The following is a 12,654-nucleotide window of genomic DNA, read 5'->3' on the forward strand; positions in this document are numbered from 1 at the left end:
AAGGTATAAAAGGCATTCCGGTTTAATCAAAACAATTATATTCTAATGAAAAAAATCGTTATAATAGCATTCTTATTAGTTCTTTCAGGTTTTGGAGCATTTGCTCAGCGGTTTGCCTATGTAGACAGTGAATATATTCTGAAACATATTCCGGAATATAATTCTTCACAAAAACAGCTGGATGCTTTGTCTGCACAATGGCAAAAGGATGTTGATGCTAAGTTTGCTGCAATTGAGGGTCTTTTCAAGGCGTATCAGGCAGATCAGGTTTTGCTGACTGAGGAAATGAAAAAGAACCGTGAGAATGAAATAATTGAAAAGGAAAAGGAAGCAAAGGAATTTCAGAGGGTAAAGTTTGGATTTGAAGGTGAACTTTTTCAGGTTCGTACCAAATTGATAAAACCCATTCAGGAACGTGTTTCTAAAGCTATTCAGGCAGTTGCAGATGCTCAGCAGCTTGATATGATATTTGATAAGAACAGCGAGATTACACTATTATATGCTAGTCCGCGTTTAGATAAAAGTAATGACGTTATTATACGTTTAGGATATAAACCGGGGACGTTAACTAAATAAAATCTCACTAAATACAAACACAAACAGAATACAAGAAAAATGAAAAATTTATTAAGAATAGGGGTGCTTGCAGTTGGATTGTTCCTTGCAGTGGATTCGGCAAACGCTCAGCAGAAGTTTGGACACATTAACTCAGCCGATCTTCTTCAGGCCATGCCTGAAATGAAAACTGCTGATGCCAATTTTCAGACTTTTGCAAAAGCAAAACAGACATCTCTGGAATTGATGGATGCCGAGCGACAAAAACAGATGAAAAGCTACGAGGAGAAATACAAAACATTGAGCGAAGCAAACAGAGCAGTTCTGGAAAAGGAATTAACTACTATTGGTGCAAGTATTCAGGATCTGGAAAAGCGTATTACTGATGCTCAGGAGAAAGCTCAGGAAGAATTAACCGCAAAACGTTCTGAACTTTATCAGCCGGTATTTAAGAAAGCAGAAGAAGCGGTTAAAGCTGTTGCCAAAGAAAAGGGATTTGCTTATGTATTTGATGTTTCACAGCCCGGAGTTGTTTATTTCGATGGTGGTGAAGATCTGATCACAGCCGTGAAAACTAAATTAGGGATTGCTGCAGCTGCTAAATAGTCTCACTTTAAGATTAAAGGATAAAAAGTGCGGAGCAGAATGCTTCGCACTTTTTTTATGCCTTTTCTCAATTTATCCCCTCATTCAGATTTATTGGAAGCAAAAAAAAACTATTTTTGAAGTATGAGCTCAGCACTGCCAATTGGTATTTTTGATTCCGGTATCGGAGGACTTACTGTTGCAAATGCAATAAGGAAAATATTACCAAATGAGCAGATTATTTACTTTGGAGATACAGCTCACATGCCCTATGGCGATAAATCTCCTGAGGCCATTAAGTTTTACAGTTTGAAAATTGCCAAGTTTTTGCTTGATAAGAATTGTAAGCTTATTCTGATTGCCTGTAACACTGCATCTGCTCATGCATATCATGAACTGCTTCATTTTTTGGGCGACAGGATCCCCATTCTCAATGTGATTGATCCGGTAGTGGATTTTATGGTTCAATCAGGAACTCATAAGAAAATAGGGGTTATCGGAACAAAGTCAACAATACGTTCTGATATTTATGCGAAGAAATTTAAGGAGGCAGATCCCTCACTGGATGTATCATCGTTGGCAACACCTCTGCTTGCCCCAATGATTGAGGAGGGTTTTTTTAATAATAATATCAGTAAGACCGTAATTAATTCATACCTGTCTTCTCCCAAGTTGAAAAAGATAGACAGTCTGATTCTTGCCTGTACTCATTATCCGTTGATAAAACCAGAAATATCAGCCTACTACAACGGAAAAGTAGATATTATAAATACTGCTGAGATAGTTGCAGATCATCTTAAAGAACGCTTGAAAGGACTTAAATTGCTTAACGAAGAACCGGCAAAACGTCATCAGTTTTTTGTTTCTGATTATACTCCTTCTTTTGCCAAAAGTACCCGGCTGTTCTTCGGAGAGAAAATACATTTGTCTTATAAACCGATATGGGATTAAGTTTAATTCTAATTAATAGATAGATTTAGTATACATTTTTAAGCATATTATGTAAGTTTGCCACTATAATTCTGAAATTTGAGTTTTTTCCTGACATATGTACTGGTTGCTACCGCATTATTTGCTTTTACAGCAGTTTTTACCTTGTTTGCATTATATTCTGAAAGGAAGATATCAGCCTTTATTCAGGATAGACTGGGACCAATGGAAGTTGGAAAGTATGGCTCATTACAGGCTTTTGCTGATATTCTGAAAATGCTTCAAAAGGAATTCATTATTCCTACGGCAGCCGATAAAATCCTGTTTATTTTAGCACCAACTGTTATTTTTGTTTCGGTTTATCTGGGATTTGCTGCTCTGCCCTGGGCTCCGGGCCTGATTCCTGCATCATTGAACCTGGGTATATTTTACATTTTCGCCATCCTGTCTGTTGAAACACTCGGCATTTTGATGGCAGGATGGGGCTCAAACAATAAATATGCCCTGTTGGGTTCTATGCGGTCAGTAGCTCAAATGGTTTCCTATGAAATTCCTGCCGGTATTGCCATCATTTCTGTTGTAATGATTTCTCAAAGTCTGAATCTTCAGGAAATAAGTATAAAACAGGGAATTTTGTCTCCCGATACGATGAAATTCTTGGGCTTGTGGGATGTGAAGTCGATCGGTGGATTTCTGTCATGGAATATATTTCAGGCACCTCATTTAATTATTGCCTACCTTATTTATTTTATCGCTTCTCTTGCTGAATGTAATCGTGCACCTTTTGATATTCCGGAAGCTGAATCTGAACTTGTAGCTGGTTTTCATATTGAATATTCCGGTTTGAGATTTGCTTTTGTCTTTCTGGCAGAGTATTCGATGATGTTTTTGGTAGGAATGATTGGGGTGGTGATGTTTTTAGGAGGGTGGAACAGTCCGCTTCCTAATATAGGCTCAGTAAAGCTGGCAACACTGACCACCGGCTTAGGCTGGGGGATTTTTTGGGTATTGATGAAAACGCTGACAGTGGTAGCAGTTCAGATCTGGATCAGATGGACTCTGCCGCGATTGAGAGTTGATCAATTGATGAGTTTATGCTGGAAGGTGCTTACTCCCCTGGCATTCCTCTGCATGCTGATCTCAGGAATCTGGCAGTTAACGGTGATGCAGAATTGAATTTTTGAATCCGGATAAATCAGAAAATATGCTTTTTAAGGTTATAAATGCTTTCAAAACAGTAATAAAAGGCCTGAGCCTTACGCTCAGACATTTCTTTGCTGCCAAAGAAAGCAGAACTATAAGGCCCATTAATGATCCGGAATATTTTTCGCAGAATACTGGTACTACAACCATTCAGTATCCTCATGCAAAACTTCCGGTTCCGGATGTTGGCCGGTATCAGCTGGATGTTGAAATGGATGATTGCATCGTTTGTGATCTTTGTGCAAAGATTTGTCCTGTCGACTGCATTGAAATTGAAAGTATCAAGGCTACAGAAGCCATTGGTAAAACATCCGACGGTACAACAAAAAGATTGTATGCAGCCAAATTTGATATAGATATGGCCAAATGTATGTATTGCGGTTTATGTACGGTTGTTTGTCCGACAGAATGTATAGTAATGACAGATACGTACGACAGGAGTATGACCGATCTGAATCAGATGATCTATAAGTTTTCAGACATGAGCCCGGAGGAGGCTGAAGAAAAGAAAGTAGCACTTGATAAATTAAATGCCGAACGGCTGGCGGCAAAACAGGCGGCTGCGCAGCAAAGTTTACCTAAGCAGTTATGAGTTCAGAACAGATCATATTTTATTTTTTTGCTGCTATGGTATTGATCTCGGCTTTACTGGTGGTAAGCATACATAACCTGGTGAGGAGTATATTTTTATTTTTTGTTACTCTGTTTTCGCTGGCAGCCCTCTATGTATTTGCTTTCGCTGATTTTGTCGCTATCACCCAGGTCGTAATTTATGTAGGCGGGGTACTTGTTCTGATGCTTTTTGCCTTTATGCTTTCGAACAAAGAACTCTTAAGCAAAATTAATCCTGTTAAGGGAATAATCAGAGTTAATCATATTGTTGCGATTCTGGTTTGTACCTTATTTCTGTTTATTCTGTTGAATGTGATCATAAAGGCTGATTTTGAGAGCTTGTCATGGATAAAAACTGCTGATCAGATTAATGGGAAGGATAATACCGTCCATCAGATCGGCATTCAAACCATGACCCGGTATTTACTTCCTTTTGAGGTGCTCTCGGTTTTATTGCTTATGGCATTGATCGGTGCGGCTCACCTGGCAAGAAAGGAGAAAAAAGTATGATTCCTCTGTCACATTTTCTTTTTATTAGTGCATGTCTGTTCTGCATCGGTTTATATGCAGTTCTGACAAAAAGAAATGCAATTCAGGTTCTGATTGGTATTGAATTTATGATTAATGCCGCTGTTCTGAATTTTGTTGCATTTGGCAGATTTGATGCTAATGGAGGAGGAGGGCAGATGTTTGCACTATTTGCTATCGTTCTGGCGGCAGCCGGTGTTGCAGTTGCACTTGCCATTATCTTAAATGTCTACAAGCATTTTAAAACTATAGATCCGGTTAAAACAGATACATTGAAAGATTAATGGAAAGCATGCCTGTCTCTGATATTCAAATTTTTCTGGTATTGCCGGTGGTAGTATTACCCCTGATTTCTTTTCTGTTTATCTTTGCTGGTAAGAAATTAAATACTGAGAATCTTGCTCTTTTCCATATTTCTGTAAGCTTTTTACTTTCACTTTATCTGTTTTCGGCAATATGGGATAAGCAGACTTTTCATATACAATGGTCGTGGTTTAGTGTTGGCGGTACTGAGTTTAAAGCAGGAATCTTACTTAATAACCTGTCTGTTTTAATGATGGTGCTGGTTTCAGGTATCGCAACACTGGTACATGTCTATTCAAGGGTTTATATGAAAGGAGACCCCAATATTCATAAATACTGGGCATATCTGGGTCTATTCTGTTTTTCAATGCTCAGTCTGGTTATTTCAGACAGTCTTTTGCTAATCTATTTGTTTTGGGAACTTGTCGGATTTTCATCTTATCTTCTTATTGGTTTCTGGTATACCAGAGATTCTGCGGCAAGAGCATCAAAAAAGGCCTTTATAATGAACAGAATTGGTGATCTGGGATTTCTGACAGGGATAATGATTATCTATCAGCAATTTCATACACTTGATTTAACATTACTTTTTGCAGAAAACGGATTTATGCAGACCTCATTCATTCAGAATGCAATGTGGGTTTCTGATACTTCCGGAATGCCTGAAATATGGCTCACAATTGCCGGGGCTGTCTTTTTCCTTGGAGCCATGGCAAAATCAGCGCAGTTTCCACTGCATACCTGGCTTCCTGATGCTATGGAAGGACCGACATCGGTGTCTTCATTAATTCATGCAGCTACCATGGTTGCTGCAGGTGTTTTTCTGATAGCCCGTATTTATCCGGTGTTCAATCCTCAGGTTCTGAACATGATGGTTATTACCGGTACAATAACAGCATTTATGGCTGCAACTATTGCACTGACACAAAACGATATCAAAAGAATCCTGGCTTATTCAACAATTTCACAGCTTGGCTTTATGATTATGGCATTAGGGATAGGTGCATATTCTGAGAGTATTTTCCATTTGTCGACACATGCATTTTTTAAATGTCTTTTATTCCTTGCTGCCGGTGCCGTAATTCATGAGATGCATCATCATCGGGATAAGCTTGGACTGGATTTTGATTTTCAGGATATCCGCCGGATGGGCGGACTCAGGAAGAGGATGCCTCTGGCTTGTATAAGCATGTGTATAGCTTCTGCGGCTCTGATAGGTTTACCTTTGACATCCGGATTCCTTTCAAAAGATGCAATGCTGATAAAGACATTCGAGTGGGCATCTGAACAAGTGGGTATTCTTAAAATTGTACCTTATCTGATGCTTTTGAGTAGTGCCTTAACTGCATTTTATATTTCGCGGCTAATTTTTAAAGTTTTCTTTGCAAAGCCGGATGTTATCAGTAGTCCAGTGATTTCTGCTGCAAAAGATGCACCCAAACAAATGACTTATGTTTTGCTCATCCTGGCCTTTTTGTCAACATTTCTGCCATTTAGCCTCAATCCATTATCGTATGAAGTATCCTGGTTATGGTCAGGATTCAGATCTGTTGAATCCACACAGGCAGGGTTTTACCATCAGCTTATTCCGGTAATTGTAAATGCCATCAGTATGTTGCTTATTATACTGGCTTACCTGATGTATGTTAATGGTAAATATAGCCGGCTTGCTTCGGGTGAAGGCTTATTATTCCGGGTTTCATCCGGAGAGTGGTATTTAAACCAATTTTATAGCTTTACATTTGTAAAATCTGTAGAAAAACTTGCAGAACTTTCATGGCGTATTGACCGCTATGTTATAGACTCAATTGTACTTTCTACCGCAGCTGTCGTGAGAAATATCTCGGATTTCAGCAGGTGGACAGATAAGAATATTGTTGATGGTGCAGTAAACGGATCAGGTGCAATGGTTAGTAAGGCAGGAAGTATTTTCAGAATGCTTCAATCTGGCAGGTTGCAGCATTATTTGTTAAGTATACTATTGATTCTGCTCACATTTTTGATTCTAACTTTTTTCATATGAGTTTATTTGCATCAGCTTATTCCATGATAATGATAAGGGGAGGGGAGATTTAATTATGCTTTCATTACTGATATTTCTTCCCATTGCCGCGGCAATTCTGATTTTGATCTTACCATCCAGGTTTGAAAAGGTTTTCAAACATATATGTCTTGGAGTAAGTATCATTCAATTTTTACTGAGTCTTTTTATTTATCTCAATTTTAATTCAGGTACATCTGCAGCCGGTATAAGTAATGCCGGTCAGTATCAGTTAACCGAAAAACTGCCCTGGATACGTCTTGATCTGGGGAGTATTGGTAAACTTGAAATTGATTATTTCCTTGGAATTGATGGACTCTCAATGCCATTTCTTTTACTCTCGGCTTTGGTAATGTTTGTTGCTACTATAGCATCATGGGAGATCAAAACTAATTTGAGGGCTTATTATCCATTGTTTTTACTTCTAAACACTGCGGTAATAGGGGTGTTTTGCGCCCTCGATTTCTTCCTGTTCTACATTTTCTATGAGTTAATGCTCTTACCGCTCTATTTTCTTATAGGTATGTGGGGTGGGGTAAGGAGAGAATATGCAGCGATTAAATTTTTCCTGTATACCCTCTTCGGATCGGTATTCATGCTATTGGTGATTATTGGTCTTTATTTTTCAGTAACAGATCCAACAAGTGGTAATCATACCTTTAATATGATTCTGATGATGGATCCTGCCAATTATCTGGATGGATCCATTTTTTCGGCTATAGCCAATCAGGAGTTGTTCGGTATTTCAGCAAGACTCCTGGCATTTATTGTATTGTTTGTCGCATTTGCAATTAAAGTTCCAATTGTTCCGCTTCATACATGGTTGCCCGACGCCCACGTTGAGGCTCCAACTCCGGTATCCATTATACTGGCCGGATTGTTGCTCAAAGTTGGTGGATACGGTATACTTCGCATCTGTTACAGTATATTCCCTGATGCAGCAATTCAGTCATCCTGGTGGATTGGACTGATAGGAATGGTTTCAATACTTTACGGAGCTTTAAATGCACTTGCCCAGACAGATCTGAAGCGGATGATTGCCTATTCTTCAGTTTCACATATGGGCTTTGTTCTCCTGGGGATTGCTTCGGCAACAACCGAAGGGGTAAGTGGCGCTATGTATCAGATGATCAGTCACGGAGCACTCTCTGCGATGTTGTTCTTCCTTGTGGGTATGATCTATAATCGTGTCCATGATCGTGAGATATCCAGTTTCAGGGGACTCTCTGAGCTCATGCCGCAGTTTTCAGCCTTTGTAATGATTGCATTTTTTGCATCATTGGGCTTACCGGGGTTTTCTGCATTTATTGCTGAAGCATTTAGTTTAATAGGAGCATTTACTTCAGTGTATCTTCCTGAATGGATGGCTATAGGGGGCTCTGTGGGTATCCTTTTAAGTGCAGCATATTTTTTATGGACCCTTCAACGAATGTTTTTTGGCCAGATTCGTTTAAAAGGAGGGGAGGAATGGAAGACAACACTTTACGATGCAAATATTCGTGAAAAAATTGCCCTTTTACCACTGGCAGCGCTGGCTCTGCTGCTTGGTATATTTCCATCTCTCTTATTTGATAAGATGAATGCTTCAGTCCTTGCTTTTGTTCAATTAATAACCGGTTGATGAACGATCTGATCCCTTTGATATCATCTTCAATTAATGATACACTCGCAAGTCTGTCTCATTTTTATGCTGAAATAATTCTTGCAGCAGGGTTTCTGCTGGTGATATTAGCCGATCTGTTCCTTTCGAGGAGGTTTACTCAACTCTGTTTCTTAATAAGCCTTTCCACTTTATTATTGCTCGGTGTTCAGTCGGTTATTTTACTCAATACCAAGACTGTATTTCTTTTTGGCGGGATGCTAAAGCTGGATCATACTTCGATACTTTTTAAGCTGCTTTTCTGCTTTTCATCTTTGCTTTTTGCCATTTTCATCAGGTATAATTCTCCATTGCAAAAACATGTTAAAGGTACAGGGGATCTTTTCGCCATTCTGCTGGCTACTCTTCTGGGTATGAATCTGCTGGCTATGTCTATGAATTTGCTGATGGTTTATATTTCTATTGAAATGGTGTCTCTGGGTTCATACCTGATGGTATCTTATATTTCTGCAGACAAAGCCCAAACTGAATCAGCAATGAAATATGCACTATTTGGTGCAGTTTGTTCTGCAATAATGCTTTATGGGATTTCATTACTTTACGGATTTACGGGCACTCTTAATTTTAACGATCCTGCGTTTATTAATGCTTTAAAAAATGTATCAGGGCTGTCTTCGGGTGTGGCGATAAGTCTGGTCTTTATTGGAGTAGCCTTTAAACTTTCAATTGCCCCGCTCCATTTCTGGGCTCCGGATGTGTATGAAGGTGCCCCAACTCCTGTAACTGCTTTTCTTTCCACTGCCCCTAAAATAGCTGGTTTTGCAATTCTGATCGGGTTATTGCCGGTGTTTCAGAGTGAAGGCGGGCAGACTAATACTCAGTACTTTGATTTTAATGTGATTCTTGCAGTTCTTGCTACAGCAAGTATGTTAATAGGAAATTTTACTGCTATCTGGCAGAATAATGTGAAGAGGATGCTGGCATATTCTTCAATCGGTCATACAGGATTTATGCTGATGGCATTATTTGCATTTCAGGGCAGCGGATTTCAGGCTCTGATCTTTTATATGGCTGTTTATATCGTCATGAATATGGCCGCATTTCTGATTGTTGATGAGATTGAAGAGCAAACTGGCATACTGCTTATTGATGAATACAAAGGAATGGGGAAATCTAATGCTATGCTAATGACAACATTTGTTATTGTACTTGTCTCACTAACGGGCCTGCCCCCCACAGTTGGATTTACTGCTAAATTTCTTGTATTCTCTTCGGCTTTTGAAGCATACCGTAATACAGATTCAGCGGTAATACTCATTATGATCATTACTGCTGCTATCAGTACACTGGTTTCCTTATTCTATTATTTTAAAATTCCGCTTAATGCCTTCCTCAGAAATTCTCAGATTCAGGTGATGGCACCCGGGAATTCTCCCAAAGCTTATCTGGGCTTACTGCTGGCCATTTTATTGCTTGTTCTGATTGTATTCCCCTCTGTGATTGTAAAACTCATCTGAGCAGGATTAAAATATGGCATAACACAGACGATTTTCAGGTCGATTTACTTGGCTTCTTTGTGATTTAATATCTACTTTTGCAATCTCAGAACTATTTATGAGCGATCAGATCAAACATGAGTGCGGAATTGCACTTATTCGTCTATTAAAACCTCTATCTTATTATCAGCAAAAGTACGGCACGGCTCTATACGGCCTCAATAAACTGTATTTGTTGATGGAAAAACAGCATAACCGTGGGCAGGATGGGGCAGGAATTGCAACCATTAAACTTGATGTTCCTCCGGGTAACCGCTATATCAGCCGTTATCGTGCGATGGGAGCAGGGGCTGTTTCAGAGATATTTGAATACGTTCAGAAGAAATTTGCTGATGTTCAGCGCGAAACACCAGAAAAGTTGCAGGATACAGCCTGGTTAAAGGAAAATGTAAGTTTTACCGGGGAAGTGCTGATGGGACATTTGCGTTATGGTACTCATGGTAAAAACAGCATTGAAAGCTGTCATCCATTTTTACGTCAGAATAACTGGATGACCAGAAATCTGGTGGTTAGTGGTAACTTCAATATGACCAATGTGGATGAATTACTTGAACAGTTATTTGAGCTTGGTCAACATCCTAAAGAAAGAACCGATACCGTAACCGTTCTGGAAAAGATCGGGCACTTTTTAGATACCGAAAATCAAATTCTTTTTGATAAATATAAAACAGAAGGTTTCAGCAATGAACAGATAAGTCACCAGATTGCTGAACACATTGATGTTGCTTCAATTCTTCGGCGCTCAGCTAAAACCTGGGACGGAGGTTATACAATCAGCGGAATAATGGGTCATGGGGATGCATTCGTTATGCGCGATCCGGTCGGTATTCGTCCTGCTTTTTACTATCAGGATGATGAAATTGTAATTGTAACTTCTGAAAGACCCGCAATTCAGACTGCCTTTAATATTCCGCTTGAATCTGTAAAAGAGATCAAACCCGGACATGCATTAATCATCAAAAAGAACGGTAAGGTAACCGAAGAACAATTCCGTGAACCGGAAGTTCCAAAATCATGTTCTTTTGAGAGGATTTATTTTTCCAGAGGAAGTGATGCTGATATTTATAAGGAAAGAAAGAATCTTGGCTTATTCCTTTGTCCGCAGATATTTGAAGCCATCAATTATGATTTGAAAAACACTGTATTTTCATACATTCCGAATACCGCAGAAGTAGCTTTTTACGGAATGGTTGAGGGAGTGCATAAATATTTGAGGGACTATCAGAAGGAAACTCTTCTGAAACGGGCTGATAAGATATCTGATGCTGAGTTGGAAGAGGTTTTGAACATGTCGGCCCGCGTAGAAAAAATTGCCATTAAGGATGTTAAGCTTCGTACTTTTATTACTCAGGATGCCGACAGGCAGGATATGGTTGCTCACGTTTATGATACCACGTATGGTTTGATTAACAAGGGAGCAGATAATCTGGTGATTCTGGATGATTCTATTGTCAGGGGAACTACTCTTAAACAAAGTATCCTTAGAATACTGGATCGCCTTGGCCCCAAAAAGATTATTGTAGTTTCTTCAGCTCCTCAGATCCGGTATCCGGATTGTTATGGGATTGATATGTCGAGAATGGGTGAATTCGTTGCATTTGAAGCGGCTATCTCTCTCTTAAAAGATTCAGGTAAAGCAGATCTGATTCAGCAGGTTTACAAGAACTGTCTTGAATCAGAAAAATTAGGTAACAAGCAGGTTAAAAACTACGTTCAGGAGATTTATAGTCAGTTTACTGATCAGCAAATATCTGACAGAATAGCAAAGATCATAACTCCGAAAGATATAAAATGTGAAGTACAGGTAATTTATCAGACTCTTGATAACCTGCATAAAGCAACGCCTGCTCATTTGGGTGATTGGTATTTCTCAGGGAATTACCCAACCCCTGGAGGAAATAAAGTAGTTAATAAAGCCTTTATGAACTGGGTTGAAGGTAAAAATGAGCGAGCCTATTAAGGTTTATTCCTGATAAGTTTTTGATGGGGAAAGTTTAACAAAAAACTCTTTCCCCATTTTTGTTTTTGGGGCTATCTTTCTTCTTCCTATGTTAAATGAGTGTATCTCCCGACAGTAAATTATAAATAAGTCTGAGTGCAAAGATCAGGATAAGTATTCCGGCGATACGGTTTAGCCTTGCAATATTCTTTTCCTTAATTCTGTACCTGAGCTTATTGGCATAATAGGCCTTCAGTACATCCAGACTAAACTGAGTGACCAGTATTGATCCAAAAAAAGGGAGGATTTCGGAAGATTTAATTTCACCGGATATAGAGATAACCCCGCTTGTTACGCTTAGCCAGTAAAGCAGTATCGCCGGATTGAAAATACACATCAGAAATCCCTTTATAAAATACCCTGTATTATGTCTTCTGGAAGTGCTTTGTTCATAATTTACCTTGACCTTTTTAAAGAGATAATATAGGCCTATTGCAAACAGGATGATACTTCCGGCAATACCAATTTGCATCCGGTATTGATTTTCAAGTGCTAAAAAAGTGGATCCATAAAGGCTCAGACTAACATAAAATATATCGCTCACAAGAACTCCGCCTGCAAGTGATACACCGGCATAGAATCCTTTTTCTATACTGGTTTTAATCAGAGCAAAAAATACAGGCCCGGTTAAGAAGGAAAGCACAAATCCCAATCCAATTCCTGATATTATTGATTCTATCATCCCGAATTATTAATCCCTATATCTTAAAGTGCAAATTAACCTAAAAACATAGAGTTTCGA

General features: G+C 39.0%; 12 protein-coding genes. 11 read left to right on the top strand and 1 reads right to left on the bottom strand.

Annotation, left to right across the window (positions count from 1 at the left end; translation table 11 throughout):
- Positions 1 to 45 precede the first annotated feature (45 nt).
- From P2W72_RS14395 to P2W72_RS14445, 11 genes are all read left to right on the top strand, one after another.
- Positions 46 to 576, top strand: a complete 531-nt coding sequence (locus tag P2W72_RS14395) for an OmpH family outer membrane protein (RefSeq protein ID WP_276363931.1) — start codon at positions 46 to 48, stop codon at positions 574 to 576.
- 39 nt (positions 577 to 615) lie between these two features.
- Complete coding sequence (locus P2W72_RS14400) at positions 616 to 1,161, top strand: OmpH family outer membrane protein (RefSeq protein ID WP_276363933.1); 546 nt, start codon at positions 616 to 618, stop codon at positions 1,159 to 1,161.
- Between the two features lie 123 nt (positions 1,162 to 1,284).
- Positions 1,285 to 2,091, top strand: a complete 807-nt coding sequence (murI, locus tag P2W72_RS14405) for a glutamate racemase (RefSeq protein WP_276363936.1) — start codon at positions 1,285 to 1,287, stop codon at positions 2,089 to 2,091.
- 78 nt (positions 2,092 to 2,169) lie between these two features.
- Positions 2,170 to 3,246, top strand: a complete 1,077-nt coding sequence (nuoH, locus tag P2W72_RS14410) for an NADH-quinone oxidoreductase subunit NuoH (protein WP_276363938.1) — start codon at positions 2,170 to 2,172, stop codon at positions 3,244 to 3,246.
- Between the two features lie 28 nt (positions 3,247 to 3,274).
- Positions 3,275 to 3,865: a 4Fe-4S binding protein gene (locus tag P2W72_RS14415; RefSeq protein ID WP_276363941.1), complete on the top strand. Its 591-nt coding sequence runs from the start codon at positions 3,275 to 3,277 to the stop codon at positions 3,863 to 3,865.
- Entirely contained in the window at positions 3,862 to 4,395 is a 534-nt protein-coding gene (locus tag P2W72_RS14420; RefSeq protein ID WP_276363942.1) for an NADH-quinone oxidoreductase subunit J, read from the top strand. Before P2W72_RS14415 ends, P2W72_RS14420 begins: the two co-directional genes overlap by 4 nt.
- Complete coding sequence (nuoK, locus tag P2W72_RS14425) at positions 4,392 to 4,697, top strand: NADH-quinone oxidoreductase subunit NuoK (RefSeq protein ID WP_276363943.1); 306 nt, start codon at positions 4,392 to 4,394, stop codon at positions 4,695 to 4,697. The genes P2W72_RS14420 and nuoK overlap by 4 nt, the downstream gene beginning before the upstream one ends.
- Positions 4,697 to 6,739, top strand: a complete 2,043-nt coding sequence (nuoL, locus tag P2W72_RS14430) for an NADH-quinone oxidoreductase subunit L (RefSeq protein WP_276363944.1) — start codon at positions 4,697 to 4,699, stop codon at positions 6,737 to 6,739. Before nuoK ends, nuoL begins: the two co-directional genes overlap by 1 nt.
- Before the next feature lie 55 nt (positions 6,740 to 6,794).
- Positions 6,795 to 8,378, top strand: coding sequence for an NADH-quinone oxidoreductase subunit M (locus tag P2W72_RS14435; RefSeq protein WP_276363947.1), 1,584 nt, complete (start codon positions 6,795 to 6,797; stop codon positions 8,376 to 8,378).
- Positions 8,378 to 9,874, top strand: coding sequence for an NADH-quinone oxidoreductase subunit N (locus P2W72_RS14440; RefSeq protein WP_276363950.1), 1,497 nt, complete (start codon positions 8,378 to 8,380; stop codon positions 9,872 to 9,874). The genes P2W72_RS14435 and P2W72_RS14440 overlap by 1 nt, the downstream gene beginning before the upstream one ends.
- A gap of 97 nt (positions 9,875 to 9,971) precedes the next feature.
- Positions 9,972 to 11,873 carry an amidophosphoribosyltransferase gene (locus tag P2W72_RS14445; protein ID WP_276363952.1) on the top strand — a complete coding sequence of 634 codons (1,902 nt, stop codon included), beginning with the start codon at positions 9,972 to 9,974 and terminating at the stop codon, positions 11,871 to 11,873.
- Positions 11,874 to 11,964: 91 nt separating this feature from the next.
- Here the strand turns inward: P2W72_RS14445 and P2W72_RS14450 are convergent, their stop codons facing one another.
- The gene (locus P2W72_RS14450; protein WP_276363955.1) at positions 11,965 to 12,594 is read right to left on the bottom strand and encodes a LysE family translocator; all 630 of its coding nucleotides are present in this window, start codon (positions 12,592 to 12,594) and stop codon (positions 11,965 to 11,967) included.
- Positions 12,595 to 12,654 lie beyond the last annotated feature (60 nt).

This window comes from Daejeonella sp. H1SJ63, assembly GCF_029360775.1.
GTDB lineage: Bacteria > Bacteroidota > Bacteroidia > Sphingobacteriales > Sphingobacteriaceae > Daejeonella.

Excerpts from the sequence above, each read along its gene's own strand:
- P2W72_RS14450 (WP_276363955.1), bottom strand. The coding sequence starts at position 12,594 with ATGATAGAATCAATAATATCAGGAATTGGATTGGGATTTGTGCTTTCC.
- P2W72_RS14415 (WP_276363941.1), top strand. The coding sequence starts at position 3,275 with ATGCTTTTTAAGGTTATAAATGCTTTCAAAACAGTAATAAAAGGCCTG.
- nuoL (WP_276363944.1), top strand. The coding sequence starts at position 4,697 with ATGGAAAGCATGCCTGTCTCTGATATTCAAATTTTTCTGGTATTGCCG.
- P2W72_RS14400 (WP_276363933.1), top strand. The coding sequence starts at position 616 with ATGAAAAATTTATTAAGAATAGGGGTGCTTGCAGTTGGATTGTTCCTT.
- P2W72_RS14395 (WP_276363931.1), top strand. The coding sequence starts at position 46 with ATGAAAAAAATCGTTATAATAGCATTCTTATTAGTTCTTTCAGGTTTT.
- murI (WP_276363936.1), top strand. The coding sequence starts at position 1,285 with ATGAGCTCAGCACTGCCAATTGGTATTTTTGATTCCGGTATCGGAGGA.
- nuoK (WP_276363943.1), top strand. The coding sequence starts at position 4,392 with ATGATTCCTCTGTCACATTTTCTTTTTATTAGTGCATGTCTGTTCTGC.
- P2W72_RS14440 (WP_276363950.1), top strand. The coding sequence starts at position 8,378 with ATGAACGATCTGATCCCTTTGATATCATCTTCAATTAATGATACACTC.
- P2W72_RS14420 (WP_276363942.1), top strand. The coding sequence starts at position 3,862 with ATGAGTTCAGAACAGATCATATTTTATTTTTTTGCTGCTATGGTATTG.
- P2W72_RS14445 (WP_276363952.1), top strand. The coding sequence starts at position 9,972 with ATGAGCGATCAGATCAAACATGAGTGCGGAATTGCACTTATTCGTCTA.
- P2W72_RS14435 (WP_276363947.1), top strand. The coding sequence starts at position 6,795 with ATGCTTTCATTACTGATATTTCTTCCCATTGCCGCGGCAATTCTGATT.